This window comes from Moheibacter stercoris, assembly GCF_040545805.1.
Taxonomy (GTDB): domain Bacteria; phylum Bacteroidota; class Bacteroidia; order Flavobacteriales; family Weeksellaceae; genus Moheibacter; species Moheibacter stercoris.
Genome location: NZ_JBEPMO010000005.1, coordinates 60,533 through 78,242, shown reverse-complemented (window position 1 = coordinate 78,242; position 17,710 = coordinate 60,533). Strand labels below are relative to the sequence as shown.

Here is a 17,710-nt window from a genome sequence, read left to right as displayed (position 1 = left end):
GTATTAAGTTTTAATATTCAGGTTTTGTAAAAAAGATATGGTTTCCTCAAAATCATATCTCACATTTTTAAGAGTGATGATTTGTAATTGAGATGGTAAATATTTTATCCATTTTGAGAAATCTAAAAACAACAAATTTTCATCAATTTGCTTTCTTAAATAATCGTCTACATTCTCAATAAGGGTAGGAAGTTCCTTTAATAATTGAGTGATTTCTTCTATTGATAATGAAACCTCAAAACTGCTAGAATGCTCATCATAGTTATAAATTAGCTCTTGTGATTCTTTGCAATACTTTAGAAGTAAATCTATTGTTCTATTAACTTTTGTTGAATTAAATGTGTAAAAAGTAATTTTTTCATTCCCCAATATAAATGGTCTATCAAATTCAATATCTAATATTTCAATGTTAGCAAAACGATGTCTCAAATCCTTAAATCTATCGGTACTTTCATCATCTAGGTATTCAGGCAGTTTATCCGAAGTCAATAAACTTAACATTTCAAAGCGTATTTCTTTGGCTACATCTCCACCATCTCCTTCAAAAATTGGCTTTTTTCCATCCGTCGCTTTATCTACATAGATTTTCTTATTTTTTAAATCAATTTCTATAATTTTCCAGACTTTTGAGGCGAGTAAAATGTTTTCTCCTTCTCTAATTTGAGGTGTCAGTTTAAGTTCTCCAATTAAGTTTCCTTTATTGATAACCGGTATTAGTTTCTCTGTAATAAAAACGCTGTAGAATTCTTTATTATTAACAAGTCTTTCTCCTGTTAACCCAATAATATATTCTCCTTCGACATTTTCTATTAAGTCAATTTCTGTCAAATGATTAATAATTTCATCGAATTGATTAGCTGAAATATTTGAAAACGAATAATTCGACTTGAATTGCTCAATTAAATCTATTCTAGTGATTCCGGAATGAGATTTTATAACAGATAAAATTTGATGTAGTGCAATATCAAATGGTGTTTGGTTGAAATAAAGATTATCAATAAATCCCTTTTGATATAACTCCCAAATTGCTATAGATTGTAATAAACTCCAATCATCTGTGGAATATAGTGTAACATTGCTTTTTTGTCCTTCTTTCCTGCCGCTCCTTCCAATTCGTTGAACCAATGAAGAAACGCTAAATGTAGAATCTATTTGTACTACTTTGTCAACTGAACCAATATCAATACCTAATTCTAAAGTAGAGGTGCAAGCAATTGAAAAATTTTCATAGGTAGAATCTTTTGCAAAATTTTCAACAAACTCTCTTATCTCCTTATTTATAGAAGAATGGTGTGCAAAATAATTATTGTGTCCACCTACTTTTTGGGTTATTCTTTTTAGCTTATGGACAACTTCTTCTGTTTTTCCCCGACTATTAGGAAAAATCAACGTTTTGTTATTTCTGACATTTTGAAATATATGCTTAACTAAATCCAATGGTAATTCAACTCCATCACTTTCAAAATACCTAAATGATATTAGATTTTCTCTCGGTGTAGTATCTAATAAAACTTTTGTATTATCGGGATTTCCACCTATCTTTTTTATTTCATCGTATTCCCCAATCGTTGCAGATAAACTGATTACTCTAATTTTATTTTTACATGATTGTTGAATTCTATAAAGAAGAGAATTCAACTGAATTCCTCTGTTTGTTCCTAAAAATGAATGTATTTCATCAATTACTAAAAACTTAAGATTAGAGAAAAGTAAAGGTATCTCGTAAGGTCTGTTACAAAACATTGCTTCAATAGATTCGGGAGTGATAAGTAATATACCACTAGGATGCTTTATTAGCTTATTTTTTCCTGATTTGCTAGCTTCTCCATGCCATTTAGTTACTGGAATATCCAAATGAATACATAATTCATCTATTCGCTTGAACTGATCATTAATCAATGCAATTAATGGAGAAATATATAAAACTTGTACGCCTTCTTCTCTAAAATCTACTTTTGTAAGTATTGGTAAAAATGCAGCTTCTGTTTTTCCTGATGCTGTCCGTGCAGAAATTATGTAATTATTTTCTGTATTTATAATCCTATCAATTGCGACTGCCTGAATTGGTCTTAGCTTCGACCAACCTTTATCTCTAATATACTTCCGTATAGGTTCGGCTAATAACTCATAAGCTGTCATAACTCCTGAATAGAATCAAGGTATGATAAATCCATATCCACTCTTTCATCTTCAATTTCAATGTCTTTGAATAATGAGTTTTTATCCAAATTGGGATTCTGCCTCAACAAGTTTAGAATGTTAAGAAAATCTCTTGTTACTTCTCTTGGTGTAAGAAATTCAGATGCACCAGGTTTATTAAAGATTTCTTCCATAAAATTTGTTATATCTTCATCATTTATAGGAGAAGTTATTTTATAATTATAATCGAAAATCTCTTGAAGATTTTTTAATAGAACGTAAATCTCATTATGATTTAATGGAGTCAATTTAATTACTGGCTGTGCAAAATCTCGAATTTCTAATGTTTCAAATTTATTGCTTTGAAGTCTTGTTTTTAATGCATTATAACTAAATAACCCTCGTCTTTCATTTTCTAGAAAATCTTTCGTACCCGCTATATTGAAAAATAAGTTTTCAATTTTTCCCTGAAAGCAATCATTATACATCGTAAGAATTTTCTCGTAATTTTTCTCACGGGTTGCAGTATTTTGAATTTTATATAAATTAATTGCTTCATCAAGATTAATCATAAAACCACTATATCCAATACTAACAAACAGCTTGCAAAAATTTTTAAGCATATCATAGTAATTTAGGTCATTAATTATTTCCCGCATTCCTAAATCTTGTCTTGCCTCGGTTTTGGTTTTATATTCTCCTTTTAACCATTTCAAAGCATTTTTTCTTAAATCTTCATTACCAGTGATGAAACCTTCATAATATTTCATAATCGCTGTTCCGAAGTCAAATGCACCTACATCTGAAAGTTCATTGACTGTTTTGAGGATATTACTTTGTATAAGGGAAAGATATTTTTCGTCTCTTATTTCTGTTAATGGAATATTATTTTCACTAGCAGTTTGAGTAATTACAGTTTCAATCCATCTCTGTAATAGAGTAGGTAAAGCACCTCCTTCGGGTTTGGTCTGAATAGCCAAATTATTAATAATAGCAGAATATAGTATTACTGCTTTACCATCATTAGAGTATAATCTATTATCAGGTGTGAAGTCTGTATTTGCTACGACAAATTTTTGTTTTAAAGCTACTGTATTCAGCAAATGAAGAATAAATGATTTTCCAGATCCAAAATCTCCTATCCAGAACTTCATAATACTATGTCCATTTTTTGCATCATCTAACGCTTTAATAAAAGCATCAACTTCTTCTGAGCGTCCAACGGCAATATGTTGAACCCCAATCTTGGGAACTACACCTCCGATAAGTGAATTAATTATAGCGGTAGCTTCTTTAGGTTTTATTTGTATGTTCATTTTGTTGATATTGTTTTGTAATATTCTTGGTATATGGTAAAAGTTTCGTCCTCTTCTTCAATTAAAGTGTCATCAAGCAGTTCATAACATTTTTCGTTTATACTATCAATAAGAGATTCTAAAAAAAGATTATGCCTTGAAACAAATTCATGTACTTCATCTTTATGAATATTTAAATCGTATTTGATAAATAATTCTAATAATTCAATTTGGATTTCATTTAGCTCAAGTTCAGTTCTATAATTAGATTTAATCAGAACTGAATTAGGAATAATCTGATTTAGATTTAGTAAAATTGTTTCTTCTTGCGGATTTGGAATTGATACATCTTCATTCTCATCCTCCAAATATTCATTTAATAGTACAACTGTATCGGATAATTGTGATTTAACTTCTTTAATTGCATCAATATTAAGTTCAATTTTTTTTCTTTTAACTTGGTAGATAGAATGAAGTTGCTCTAAAGCTTTTTGAAGGTCTCTATCTTGAATAAATTCATTTACAATTTTCTCAAATTGAATTATTTGCTCCTTGGTTTTAAATAATTTTTTCTGAACAGTTTGGTTTATTTTTTTACTGTTTACTGTTGAGGATTTTAAATCTGCATCAATGTATTTAATATAGTATTCAAGAGATAATAACGTATCATATTTAGCTATGAATTTAGAAGCTTCATAATATATGTTTTCAAGAGAGGGGTTATTTATATTAAAATTGGCTAGTTCATCAATTTTATGCTTGTAAGAAGAAATATCTCCTGTGAAATCTTTAATAAATACATCAAAATAAAATTTCCATCTTGTTGTATTCATAGTATTTAATCGCAACTCCGCATTATATGGTAGCTTCTCTATTTTACTTGAATTACTATCAAAAATAGATGGCAGAAATTCAATTAATTGATTATATTTCTCAAGAATTGCAGGGTCTATATTTAACTCAGTATTTAACTTTCTTTTGTGTTGAAACCATTCTCTCAAGTAGTTTTCGTTTAATCTAAATATATGCCTATATACTTCGTCAAACTCATAATCAAACGTATATTTATAATTACTGCTTCCTTTTCGATAACCGTATTGTTTTTTAACTTTTAAGTCTGTAATTTCCTCAACAATTGATTCAAGTTTCTGTCCTTTTTCTTGAATTTTTTTTTCCAGCTCGTTAATTGTCAAAAGAAAAAATTTCAGATTTTGCTCTTTCAGAAATTCTATGTCATTAAAAGCATTGTTAACATTATACAACCTATTTAAAATCGTCTCCTCTTCTTTATTTAAGTTGAATTTCTCTTTGTACTCCTTTCCTAATTTCCAGTAATCATAATCCCATTCATATTGAGGTTGGTAATTGCTATTTACATGTATTGAATCGGAATTATTAAGATTATTTTGAGGAAATGTTTCGTCAGTATTTATTGAAACATCCACATTATCACTAATTGTGATTACTGATTTATCTTTTGCTTTTAATTTTGCCAATTCATTAGAAACATATCTTTTACTGTATGAATATTTTTCAGATAGAATTTCTAAATTATAAAGAAGACGAAAGTAGTTTCTGTTTTGCTCATACTCATTTAATAAATCAAAAAGTAGCAAAAAAGCATAACCACGATTATTACCTATATCAATGTAGTTTTTGTTTAAAAATTCTTTTTTAAATCTGTAATAAAAATCTTGCTGAGCCTTACTAACTTTATTTAAATCTTTAATTGAATAAACATATCCTCCGCTCCAATAAATCGGTTTGTTTAAGTTTGATGATTTATTTAATGACATCGAATGCGAATTTTGATTTCTTATGTTTTCATTTATTGTATTAATTTTTGCTTGAGGTCTATTATACTGAGATTTGAATGTTCCTATATGTAGATTGTATTTCTCATTAAATTTATTATTGGACATAAATAACAATAAGAGAAAATCTATAAAACTTAAAAATAAGGGAATAAATGTCCAACTCATCAATAAGTAAAATACACCTTGCCAAATTCTACCCAAATAAAATTGATGTATTCCTATCCATCCTAAGAAGAAAGCAAAACAAACGGCTGTCCTTTTATATCTCATAAATAATAATCTTAATTAATTATAATAGCTAACAATACATTTGAAATATTGTCGACTACAATATGAAAGTCTCAAATATAATTACTTTATATTAAAAACACATTGTAACACAGTAAATTACTTATTATCCCAGAAGACAATTTATAGAATAATTACATGCTTTAAGTTTACAACCTATAATATATTGGCGATTTCAAGAAAAAGATTAAATTATCAACTATGTATGTTCAAAAAAATCTTTGAAAAGTTTAAATATTTTTATTAATTAAATATATTCTTGATCTTCATCCCATCAGATACATTTCAAACGCTTTGTTTATAAAATTTCCGAGTTCCATTTTATTCCTCGTGGTAGAAGTTGTAATTTTACACTCGTTTGACAAAAATTATGGGTAAAATAGTTGCGATTGCGAATCAGAAAGGTGGAGTTGGAAAAACCACAACTTCGGTTAATTTGGCTGCTTCATTGGGTGTATTGGAAAAGAAAACTCTTTTGATTGATGCCGACCCGCAAGCCAATGCTACATCGGGATTGGGGATCAATGTGGAAGAAGTTGAAAAGGGCACCTACGAAGTATTGGAACATGAAATTTCGGCCAAAGAGGCCATTTTGAAGACTGAAACTCCCAATTTGGACATCATTCCCGCGCATGTGGATTTGGTGGCGGCTGAAATTGAGATCGTGGACCATGAAAGCCGCGAATATTTATTACGTGAAGCTTTGAAAGAAATCAAAGACGATTATGATTACATCATCATCGATTGCGCTCCTTCTTTGGGATTGATTACGTTGAACGCTTTGACGGCAGCCGATTCTGTGATTGTTCCGATCCAATGTGAATATTTTGCATTGGAAGGTTTGGGGAAATTATTGAACACCATCAAGGGAATTCAACAACACCATAACAAAGAATTGGACATCGAAGGATTGTTATTGACTATGCACGATTCTCGTTTGCGTTTGTCCAACCAAGTGGTAGATGAAGTTCATAGTCATTTCCCACAAATGGTTTTTGATACCATTATCCAGCGAAACGTTCGTCTTTCTGAAGCCCCAAGTTTTGGTGAATCCATCATTGCCTATGATGCAGGAAGTAAAGGAGCCGAAAATTATTTAAATTTGGCACGAGAATTTTTAGTAAAAAACAACGATACCGTTTAGAATATAGTAGCAAGTATCCTGTACCAAGTACTGAATACTTACGACTTAATACAAAAACAAAAATGGCAAAACAAGCAAATAGTCGATTAGGAAGAGGACTTTCCGCTTTATTGAAAGATGAACCAAGTGTCATCTCTGCTTCTGACAAAGGAGCCGATAAATTGGTGGGAAACATTGTAGAAGTCGATTTAAAGAAAATCAAAACCAATCCCTTTCAACCAAGAACCAATTTTGACAAAAATGCCTTGGATGATTTGGTGAAATCCATTGCAGTTTTGGGCGTAATCCAACCGATTACCGTTCGTAAAATAGAGGATGGATATGAATTAATTTCTGGTGAAAGACGTTTTCGCGCTTCAACCATCGTGGGTCTGGAAACCATTCCAGCCTATGTGCGTTTGGCCAATGACCAAGAAATGTTGGAAATGGCTTTGGTGGAAAACATCCAACGCCAAGATTTGGATGCGATTGAAATTGCACTTTCTTACCAACGTTTGCTTGACGAAATCAATTTGACACAAGAACAATTGAGTCACCGAGTTGGGAAAGATCGAGCGTCTATTTCCAATTACTTACGCTTGTTGAAATTGGACCCAATCATTCAAACAGGAATTCGTGACGGAATGATTTCGATGGGTCATGGACGTGCAATCATCGCGATTGAAGACGTGGATATGCAATTGGAAATCTACGAAAAAGTGATTGCCGAAAATATGTCGGTTCGTGAAACGGAAAATTTGATCAAATCTTTGAAAAAACCTGCTGCTAAGAAATTAGGAAAAGGTGAATTGCCCAACGAATACAAAAAAGCGCAATTGTTTTTCACAGATCATTTCCAATCCAAAGTAGAAATCAAACGTTCTGCCAACGGAAAAGGAAAAATTGTCATCGACTTTAAATCAGATCAAGATTTTGAACGTTTGAGAAAATTATTCGAATGAAAAGATTAATTCCCTTCCTCCTACTTTCCCTATCGGTTTTCAGCTTTGCACAAGAAGAAAACGAAACATCCCGAAATTTCGGGACAGATTCTACAACTGTAGCAGAAATCGTTCCAGTTGATCCAAAGTTTAAATTGGACACCATTGATTATCTGACCGCTAAAAATCCGATGCGCGCTTCCCTTTATTCGGCAATTCTACCTGGAATGGGACAATTGTACAATAAAAAATGGTGGAAAGCACCTTTGGTGTGGGGAGTTTTAGGAACAGGAGTTGGATTTATCGTTCATTACAACAATCAATACAAAGAATACAGAGGCTATTATTTGGACAAATTGTACGGCGTTCCCTTAGAGAATCCGACCTTGCAACAAATGTCTTTGGAAAATATCGCCAACATACAAGATGATCGCAAACGAACACGCGATTATGCCATTGCTCTAACGGCTTTGGCTTATATTTTAAACATTGTGGACGCTTCGGTTGATGCGCATTTATTTGGGATAAAAAAAGATCCCGATTTGTCCTTTCAACCTACGGTTATTGAAAACAATTACACCCTCGATTTGGCTTTGGGAATGGGTGTCAATTATAAATTTTAGATTTTTGATTGAAATTTCTGTCCTGAAACTTCAAACGTTAAACGTTAAACTTTTTACATGAACATAGCAATTGTCGGATACGGAAAAATGGGAAAAGCGATTGAGGAAATCTTAATCGAACGCGGACATCATGTCGTGGCGAAATTGAACCAAAAACCGACGTCTCAAGATTTAGAAAACGTAGATGTTGCCATTGAATTTTCCAATCCTGAAGTAGCTTATGAAAATATCAAAACCTTGTTGGAACATAAAATTCCGACGATTTCTGGAACGACGGGTTGGTTGGATCGTTTAGAGGAAATCAAAGCCATCAACCAAGAAAACAATGCTGCTTTTATTTACGGTTCGAATTTTAGTTTGGGCGTGAATTTGTTTTTCGAATTGAATGCACATTTGGCGAAATTGATGAGAAATTACCCTCAATATCAAGTGGAAATCGAGGAAATTCATCATACCCAAAAATTGGATGCTCCGAGTGGAACAGCCATTTCACTAGCCGAACAAATTTTTGACCAATCGAATTTGACGAACTGGGAATTGGACGGAAAATCAGAAGAAAAAAACTTACCGATTTACGCCAAACGAATTGAAAATGTTCCTGGAACGCATACTGTTTCTTACGTTTCGGACATCGATACCATCGAAATCAAACATACAGCGCATAGCAGAAAAGGCTTTGCTTTGGGAGCGGTGATTGCTGCCGAATGGATTCATGGGAAACAAGGATTCTTCACCATGAAAGATGTTTTGGGATTAACCTAAATTCATTTCCTATGCAGATCTATTTCGACCGTATTGCCCAATTTCAACAGGATTTAGATCGACAAAAACGCAAATCTACCACCTTAAGCATCATCCGTTTAGGGATTTTCATTCTATGTATTCTGTCTTTTTATGTGGGATTTTCCAAAGAATTGATTTGGGGATGGGTTGCACTATTGCTTGGCTTGATGCTCTTTCTTGTCACGATCAAAATTCATTCGAAACTAAAATGTCATTTACAAATTCAATCCAATCTTCTCGAAATCAACCAGAAAGAATGGAAGTATTTGACCCAAAACGAAGTCAATTTTCCAGATGGAACTGAATTTATCAATACCTCGCATGCGCACTCCTATGATTTGGATATTTTTGGCCCGAATTCATTGTATCAGCATCTCAACCGAACGCATACCTATAAAGGTTCCTTGGTACTTTTCGATTTATTGGTTTCACATCTTTCACCAAAAGATATAGTGGACAATCAAATCGCTATAGAAGAATTGGCTCAGAATCTTAGCTGGAGGCAAAAGTTTGAAGCGATTTCATCCTATGTTTCTGACGAGCAAGAAGATTATGAATTCTTCAGCAATTGGAGCCAAATGAAGGTTCAAAAAACTGGAATGTTCATGGATATTGCTTCCTATTTACTTCCTGTTGTTTTGATTGCAACGGCTTTCTATGGTTGGATTCAAGGCGTTTCGGTCATCAATTATTTGTTTGGATTGTTTGTATTGAATTTGCTTCTTTCTTTTTCACAAGCCAAAAAAATCAAACGAGAAATAGAGAATTCTGACCGAATTGACGAAATCACCAAAGGCTACGGAATATTGTTAGAAGAAATTGAGAACCAAACTTTTGCAAGTTCCAAATTGATTCATTTACAAGAAAAAATTCAAGTTGAAAATCAAAAAGCAAGTTCAAGCATTCGTCAACTTTCGCAATTATTTGCTGATTTGAACAACATTCAAAATGTGTTTGGTGCTATTTTGATGAACGGAACAATTTTTTATCATACGCATCGCCTGAGAAAATTCAACCAATGGAAAATGCAACATGCCTCGCAATTGAAAAATTGGTTGGAGGTTATTGGTGAATTTGAAGCCTTGAATTCTTTGAGCAATTTTGCCTACAACAATCCTTCTTTTGTCTATCCGAAATTGAACCAAGAATTTCAACTAAATTTCGAAGAACTCGGTCACCCATTGATTCCATCTACGAAACGGATTACCAACGACATTTCCTTTGAGGAAAAGCCTTTTACCATTTTGACAGGTTCCAATATGTCTGGGAAAAGTACATTTTCGAGAACTTTGGGAATCAATATGGTTTTGGCTGGAATTGGTTCGGTTGTTTGTGCAAAAAAAGCCAATATTCATCCGCTTCCCGTTTTGGTTTCCATGCGACAATCCGATTCTTTGTCAGACAGCGAATCCTATTTCTTTGCCGAAGTGAAACGATTGAAAGAACTGATGGACAATCTCTCCACTACTCCCTCTTTTGTACTGTTAGATGAAATTTTACGAGGAACCAATTCAGATGACAAACAATCGGGAACGATGGGCGTCATACGAAAACTGATGTCCAATAAAGCAATTGGAATGATTGCAACGCATGATATTGAAGTCTGCAAAATGGAATCGGAATACCCCAACCAAATTACCAACCGTTGTTTTGAAGTGGAGATTATCAATGATGAATTGGTTTTTGATTATAAACTTCGTGATGGCATTTGTCGAAATAAAAGCGCGACTTTTCTGATGAAAAAAATGCAGATAATTGACTAATCTTTGTTAGAGAAAACTTAAAACCCAAAATTGCTTTCTAAACTTTTTATATTTGTAACACATTTGTAGTACTAGAGACAGATTCATTTATGGAAATATTACTTTATTGGCTCATCGGTTTTTTACTTTATAACCTTATTTACGGGGCTTCCACTTGGCAATTGTACAAAAATGCTGGAAGAAATCCGCTTCATGCATTCATCCCTTTTTATAATTTTTGGATTGGTTTGGAATTGATTCAACGACCAAAATGGTGGATCATTTTATTGTTCACTCCGATTGTGGCTCCTATTATGTGGGCGGTCTATTGGGTTGATTTTGCTAGAAGTTTTGGGAAACAAACTTGGACCCATGCGATTTTGATGATTGTGACATTAGGATTGTATGCCTTTTATTTGAATTATGTTGAAAAACCCGATTACGAAGGACCAGAAGAACGCAAAGGAACCTTTATCGCTTCTTTGTTGTTTGCAGTAGTATTGGCAACCTTGGTTCACACATGGTTCATCCAACCGATGGTTGTACCAACAGGTTCCATGGAGAATACTATCAAAATTGGTGATGCCTTATTTGTGGAAAAAGTGAGTTTAGGCGTTCGTGTACCTTTCACACCCATTGGAATCCCATTCTCGGAATTCATCAACCGAAATGCCTATGTGGACAAAGCGAGAATGCCTTATATGCGTTTGCCAGGCTGGAGTTCTTTAAAATCAAATGATATTGTGGTATTTAATTATCCGGCTGACTCTTTATACGATGCAATTGACCGTCGCGATGCCTATGTAAAACGATTGGTCGGAATGCCTGGTGATTCGGTGAAATTTGACCATGGAGATTTGTTTGTCAACGGAAAACCTTTTGTTGGAAAGAAAGATGCCATCATTCAGAATCGTTATAGAATCAATTCCAAAAACATTTTAAGTCCAGAATTGTTGTATCAAGACTATGGTTTGTTGCAAAACGTCGATTATCGTTTTTGGCCAGATGGTTATATGGGCGTACCAGCTCGTGAAGGCGAAACCTACAACTATATGTTCATGGCTTTGTCTCCTGAAATGGTAAAGCGATTGGAAACCAATCCTAACATCAAAGCAACTCGTTTCTTTACGCCAAAAGAAGTAAAAGAAACTCAAAGTTTCCACAATTCATCCAAAGTCGATTCTGCAAATTCATTCCCAATTGACCGAAATTGGAACCAGGATTATTATGGATCTTACTATGTTCCGAAAAAAGGAGATGTTGTCAAATTGGATAAATCAACCATTGAATTATACCGAAGAATCATCCGCGATTTTGAACACAATGAATTGAAAGTTGTAGGTGATAAATATTACATCAACGGACAAGAAACCAACCAATACACCATTCAACAAAATTATTATTTCATGAGTGGTGATAACCGAAACCAATCTTTGGATTCAAGATTCTTCGGACCTGTTCCAGAAGATCACATCATCGGTCGTCCTATTTTGGTTTGGGCAAACATGAACGGAGTGTTTGAACCAGCGCCTAAAAAATTCATTTGGGAGCGATTCATGACCAGCATCAACAATGACAATCCAGACAAAACTTCTTATCGTTATTATGTTTTGGCCTTGTTGATTGCCTTCTTTACTTGGGATTATTTCCGAGTGAAAAAGAAAAAAGAAAAAGAAAAAAATAACTAAGTATATACCCAAATCATGTCAAGAGTCTTAGCAATTAAGCAATCTTGACATGATTATTTTTTAAGGATAATTCATGATTTTTCCAGCATTTTATTTCGGCCCTATCTCCTATTACGCTGAGCTTAGTCGCGCCGAAAATTTTTTAATTGAAGCACACGAAAATTTCCCAAAACAAACCTATCGAAATCGATGTTTCATCATGGGAGCCAATGGCAAACTTCGCTTAGCAATCCCAACCAAGCACAATGGTGCAAGAACTTTCAAAGACATTGAAATTTCGGACGAATACAATTGGCAAAAGGAACATTATAAATCTTTGGTTTCTGCCTATAAAAGTTCGCCTTATTTTGAATATTATGAAGATGATTTGATTCCAATTTTCGAACAAAAAGAAAAATTTTTGTTGGATTTGAATTTGAAAACCATGGAATTCATCAATTCGAAATTGAAATTGGATTTAAGCTTCAATACAACAGAATCTTATCAGATTGTTTCAGAAGAAAATGATTTTCGAAACCAATTCAATTCCAAAAAAGAATCGAATTATGAAATGGAACCCTATATGCAAGTATTTGATGAGAAGTTCGATTTTGAACCCGATTTAAGTATTTTGGATTTATTATGTAACGAAGGGCCAAAATCGGCTACTTATTTTACAAAGATTTTTCGTAAATCTTAAATTTTGGCATACAAGATGTATTGTCTAGCCAAATTAAATTATAAAAAATAAAGCAACAACTAATAAAAACACAAGAAATGAATAAATTTTGGTTAACTCTTGGACTTGCGTTCACTTTATCTTTATCGGGATACACGCAAGTTTCAGCTCAAGATAAATCTCAAAACGTTTGGTACAACGTTGACAAAGAAGCTACAGGAATTTATGGTGTCAACACTGAAAAAGCACACGAATTTTTGAAACAAAAAAATCGTAAACCATCTTCTATGATTGTGGGAATTTTGGACAGTGGAGTTCAAGCAGACCATGAAGATTTGAAAGCGAATATGTGGGTAAACCCAAAAGAAAAAGCGGGTAATGGGAAAGATGATGACAAAAACGGATATGTTGATGACATCCATGGATGGAGCTTTTTAGGTGGAAAAGATGGAAAAAATGTTGACGGTGATACTTTAGAGAAAACACGTCTATACAAATATGTATACATGCCTTTGTTTGAAGGAAAAGACGAAGCTCAAAACAAAGCCAACCAAACTGCTAAGCCAGCGGAATATGCTGATTACGTAGCAATCAAAAAAGAAATTCAAGAGAAATTAGCGGAAGCAAACGGTATGTTGCCTCAAATCAAAGGGATGAAAGAAGCTCTTGACAAAGGTTTTCCAGCAATTATCAAAGAATATGGTGATGGTCTTGTAACAGAAGAAAATTTAGGAAAATACAATCCGTCTGAAGAAGCGATGAGCGGGATGATTGCGTTTGCTATTCTACCAAAAGAAAGTTGGGATGGTAAAACCATGACACAAATCTATGATGAGATTTCGACGGAATTAAAAGGATATGTTGACTATTTGGAAGGTCAAGTGAATTACCACTACAACGTGGATTTTGAATCAAGAGGAATTGTCGGAGACGATTATGCCAACAAACGTGAAATCGGATACGGTAACAATGATGTAGAAGGTCCAGACGCAGGTCACGGAACGCACGTTGCAGGAGTTATCGCAGCAGTTCGTGGAAATAATCTTGGGATTGACGGAATCGCTGGAAACCATATCCAAATCATGAGTGTACGTACGGTTCCAAATGGAGACGAACGTGACAAAGACGTGGCCAATGCAATTCGTTATGCTGCAGACAATGGAGCTAAAATTATCAATATGTCATTCGGAAAAAGCCATTCACCTGAAAAGGATTTGGTTTGGGAAGCAATGAAATATGCTGAGAAAAAAGGTCTTTTATTGGTAAAGGCAGCAGGAAATGACGGAGATAACATTGACGAAGTTGTTCACTACCCAACAAACTTTGATGAGAAAGGAAACAAAGTTGTGGAAGCCTTGTTAACGGTTGGAGCTTCAACTCCAGATGCTACGAATTTGGTAGCAAGTTTTTCTAACTATGGTAAAAAATCGGTAGATGTATTTGCGCCTGGAACAGAAATTTTATCATTGGTTCCAACGAACAAATACAAAGAAGAACAAGGAACAAGTATGGCTTCACCAATCACTGCTGCTGTAGCTGCTTTGGTTTGGTCGCACTATCCAAAATTCACCGCAAAAGAAGTAAAAGAAATTGTAATGGACTCTGTAAACAAAGATGCACAATTAACTGATATTTCCGTTTCGGGTGGTGTTGTGGATGCCTACAAAGCTGTTCAATTGGCTGAAGAAAGATACAAAGGGAAGAAATAATTCCTGAAACAATCTTATAAATCAAAATCCTGCTAAAATATCTAGCAGGATTTTTTTTATTGGGTTTTATTTTTTTAATTGATTTTCCTTATTTTTTAATAACCTTTTTTGAGGATTTAGAATTGGCAGAACTAACATGAACGATGTAAACACCTTTTGGCAAATCACTCATATCAATCGATGTAACGTCTGAAGAATTTTTCAGAATTTGTCCCGTCAAATCCATGATTTCAATTTTTTCAATGGGAAAATCAGCATCTACATTCAACACATTGACAACAGGATTGGGATATACAGTAAATTTCATTTCTGAAACAGGATCATTGGTAGACATTTCATTGTCAGCAATCAGGATATCAAAAACAAGACCTACAGGCATCGGAGATTGATCTTCTGTATAAATTGACCATCTAGATCCATTGTACCAAACACCTAAATTTTTATTTATATTGACTTCAGTATCCTCACCATTCAAACCATAAAAATGGCAAAATAAAAATGTTGCTGTTGGATTATTATTTAATTCAGGATGGTCAATAAGCGTATAATTGTTAACGATTGTGGCTGAAGTTGTGACATGGGTATAAAGTAATTCTGTCATTGGCTCATACACATGAAATCGAGCATTTATGGGGATCAAAGTAAAAGCTGGATTGTATAAATAACGACGTTCACCTACCAAATCCCAAGAAAATCGATGATTATTGTAAACATTGTATTTGTTGGTAAAAAACAGAAATTCATCTGCATAACCCTCTGGAAGAATCGTCGAATAATCATCGATCAAATTATCGTGCGTTATTTGATGAATAAATAAATTGTCAGGATCTCCAATAAAAACATTGTATTTTGACCCCACAACCAAATCATACGTATCTTCATTGTAAATCCACCAAACCGAACCGTCATAATGAACTCCAGATACATTGTCATTGTAAACACCAGGAGCACCATCGCCATTCCAACTATGCGCTATTAGAATTGCTGCGTTGGGATTTCCATTTAAATCAGGATGATCCAATCTTGTCGACCAACCCACAATGTTATCAGTTGTAGCTGTGTGAACATACATTTTGGATTGCCCCAAAACGATACTCGAAATAATAAAAAGTTGAATAAGTAGTAATTTCTTCATGATACTAAATTTTAAATAGTTATCACAAAAGTAGATGTCAACCTCATCCCACTCAACTACATAAATCGGTAGTGAAAGAATATACAACCTAATTCTTACCTGGTCAAGCGAAGGAAGCTTCCTACTTCCTACTCCCTATCATCCTGTCCCGATAGCAATCGGGAGTCCAAGGACCTACAACCCCCAACCTTCTCTGTCCAAACTTCGGTATTGAATCGCCTCACTGATGTGGTAACTTTTCAATGCTTCAGAACCTTCCAAATCTGCAATTGTTCTGGCAACTCTTAAAATCCGATCATAAGCCCTTGCCGACAAATTCAATCGTTCCATCGCTGTTTTGATCAATGATTTTCCTGTTTCGTCCAATTGACAATAAGCATCCAATTCTTTCGGTCCCATTTGGGCATTGTAATGAATCTTCGGTAAATCTTTGTATCGATTGGTTTGAATATTCCTTGCTGCTTCTACTCTTTTTCTAATTTCGATACTTTTTTCGCCATTTCGCTCGGCGGACAAATCATCAAATGGAACCGGATTCACCTCAATATGCAAATCAATTCGATCAATCAAAGGCCCAGAAATCTTGTTCATATACCGCTGCATCTCTTGTAAACTTGAAGTATTATTGGGATCATCCGGGAAATAGCCACTCGGACTGGGATTCATAGAAGCAACCAACATAAAACTAGACGGATAGGTTACCGTAAATTTTGCTCTTGAAATCGTAATTTCGCGATCTTCCAATGGCTGACGCATGACTTCCAAAACGGTTCGTTTGAATTCGGGTAATTCGTCCAAAAATAAAACACCATTATGCGCAAGCGAAATTTCACCAGGTTGCGGAAATGATCCACCACCAACAAGTCCCACATCAGAAATCGTGTGATGCGGTGAGGAATAAGGCCTTACGGTCATCAAAGAAGAATTCTCTCCCAATTTTCCTGCGACCGAATGAATTTTCGTGGTTTCCAAAGCTTCCTCCAAACTCAATGGCGGAAGTATGGACGGAATTCTTTTGGCTAACATCGTTTTTCCACTTCCAGGAGGACCAATCAATATAATATTATGACCGCCAGCTGCTGCTATCTCCAAAGCACGTTTGACATTTTCTTGCCCTTTGACATCAGCAAAATCAAAAGGAAATGAATTCAACTGATCATAAAATTCTTTGTGCAAATCAACTCGTGTCGCTTCAATTATTTCATCACCATTAAAAAAATCAATAACCTCCGAAATATTTTCTACGCCCAATACTTCCAATCCAGTTACAATCGCTGCTTCTTTGGCATTTTGTTTCGGAAGAATAAATCCTTTAAATCCTTCTTCTCTTGCTTGAACAGCTATGGGCAGAACTCCTTTAATCGGACGAATTGATCCATCAAGAGACAATTCGCCCATAATTAAATAATCCGAAATTCCTTCTGATTGAATTTGTTGAGATGCTGCCAGAATACCCATTGCGATACTTAAGTCGTAAGATGAACCCTCTTTATGCAAATCAGCAGGCGCCATGTTAATGGTTATTTTTTTACCGGGAATTTTAAATCCCGTATTTAACAAAGCGGTACTAATTCTGAAATTGCTTTCCTTAATAGCATTGTCTGGCAGGCCTACTAAATGGTAACCTATCCCAGTATCTACATTTACTTCAATGGTAATGGTTTTGGCAGAAACGCCAAAAATCGCGGCTCCGTATACTCGTATTAACATTAGCAAGTTGGTTTTAGACTTATAAGTTAAGAATTATTTTTAACTTGCTACACTTTTTT

13 protein-coding genes are annotated in these 17,710 nt (G+C 34.3%); 8 read left to right on the top strand and 5 right to left on the bottom strand.

Annotated elements, in window-relative coordinates; translation table 11 throughout:
- Positions 1 to 3: 3 nt before the first annotated feature.
- The 3 genes from ABID46_RS05950 to ABID46_RS05940 are packed head-to-tail and all read right to left on the bottom strand — an operon-like array spanning position 4 to position 5,521.
- Positions 4 to 2,139, bottom strand: coding sequence for a DEAD/DEAH box helicase (locus ABID46_RS05950; RefSeq protein WP_354508061.1), 2,136 nt, complete (start codon positions 2,137 to 2,139; stop codon positions 4 to 6).
- The gene (locus ABID46_RS05945) at positions 2,136 to 3,455 is read right to left on the bottom strand and encodes an ATP-binding protein (RefSeq protein WP_354508059.1); all 1,320 of its coding nucleotides are present in this window, start codon (positions 3,453 to 3,455) and stop codon (positions 2,136 to 2,138) included. Before ABID46_RS05945 ends, ABID46_RS05950 begins: the two co-directional genes overlap by 4 nt.
- A complete protein-coding gene (locus ABID46_RS05940) occupies positions 3,452 to 5,521 on the bottom strand; it encodes a tellurite resistance TerB C-terminal domain-containing protein (RefSeq protein ID WP_354508057.1) in 2,070 nt (689 codons plus the stop codon). The genes ABID46_RS05945 and ABID46_RS05940 overlap by 4 nt, the downstream gene beginning before the upstream one ends.
- 388 nt (positions 5,522 to 5,909) lie before the next feature.
- Between ABID46_RS05940 and ABID46_RS05935 the strand changes: the two genes are divergently transcribed.
- From ABID46_RS05935 to ABID46_RS05900, 8 genes are all read left to right on the top strand, one after another.
- The gene (locus ABID46_RS05935) at positions 5,910 to 6,683 is read left to right on the top strand and encodes a ParA family protein (RefSeq protein WP_354508055.1); all 774 of its coding nucleotides are present in this window, start codon (positions 5,910 to 5,912) and stop codon (positions 6,681 to 6,683) included.
- Between the two features lie 62 nt (positions 6,684 to 6,745).
- Entirely contained in the window at positions 6,746 to 7,624 is an 879-nt protein-coding gene (locus ABID46_RS05930; protein WP_354508053.1) for a ParB/RepB/Spo0J family partition protein, read from the top strand.
- Positions 7,621 to 8,226 carry a DUF5683 domain-containing protein gene (locus tag ABID46_RS05925; protein ID WP_354508051.1) on the top strand — a complete coding sequence of 202 codons (606 nt, stop codon included), beginning with the start codon at positions 7,621 to 7,623 and terminating at the stop codon, positions 8,224 to 8,226. The genes ABID46_RS05930 and ABID46_RS05925 overlap by 4 nt, the downstream gene beginning before the upstream one ends.
- 57 nt (positions 8,227 to 8,283) lie before the next feature.
- A complete protein-coding gene (gene dapB / locus ABID46_RS05920) occupies positions 8,284 to 8,988 on the top strand; it encodes a 4-hydroxy-tetrahydrodipicolinate reductase (RefSeq protein WP_354508049.1) in 705 nt (234 codons plus the stop codon).
- A gap of 11 nt (positions 8,989 to 8,999) precedes the next feature.
- Positions 9,000 to 10,772, top strand: coding sequence for a MutS-related protein (locus ABID46_RS05915; protein ID WP_354508047.1), 1,773 nt, complete (start codon positions 9,000 to 9,002; stop codon positions 10,770 to 10,772).
- A gap of 89 nt (positions 10,773 to 10,861) precedes the next feature.
- Entirely contained in the window at positions 10,862 to 12,439 is a 1,578-nt protein-coding gene (lepB, locus tag ABID46_RS05910) for a signal peptidase I (RefSeq protein WP_354508045.1), read from the top strand.
- Between the two features lie 73 nt (positions 12,440 to 12,512).
- Positions 12,513 to 13,118, top strand: a complete 606-nt coding sequence (locus ABID46_RS05905) for a WbqC family protein (RefSeq protein ID WP_354508043.1) — start codon at positions 12,513 to 12,515, stop codon at positions 13,116 to 13,118.
- Positions 13,119 to 13,195: 77 nt separating this feature from the next.
- Entirely contained in the window at positions 13,196 to 14,806 is a 1,611-nt protein-coding gene (locus ABID46_RS05900) for a S8 family serine peptidase (protein ID WP_354508041.1), read from the top strand.
- An 88-nt stretch (positions 14,807 to 14,894) separates the two neighbouring features.
- Here the strand turns inward: ABID46_RS05900 and ABID46_RS05895 are convergent, their stop codons facing one another.
- Both ABID46_RS05895 and ABID46_RS05890 read right to left on the bottom strand, forming a co-directional pair.
- On the bottom strand, positions 14,895 to 15,941 hold the full coding sequence (locus ABID46_RS05895) for a DUF7452 domain-containing protein (protein WP_354508039.1): 1,047 nt from the start codon (positions 15,939 to 15,941) through the stop codon (positions 14,895 to 14,897).
- A 174-nt stretch (positions 15,942 to 16,115) separates the two neighbouring features.
- A complete protein-coding gene (locus tag ABID46_RS05890; protein WP_354508037.1) occupies positions 16,116 to 17,651 on the bottom strand; it encodes a YifB family Mg chelatase-like AAA ATPase in 1,536 nt (511 codons plus the stop codon).
- Positions 17,652 to 17,710: the final 59 nt, after the last annotated feature.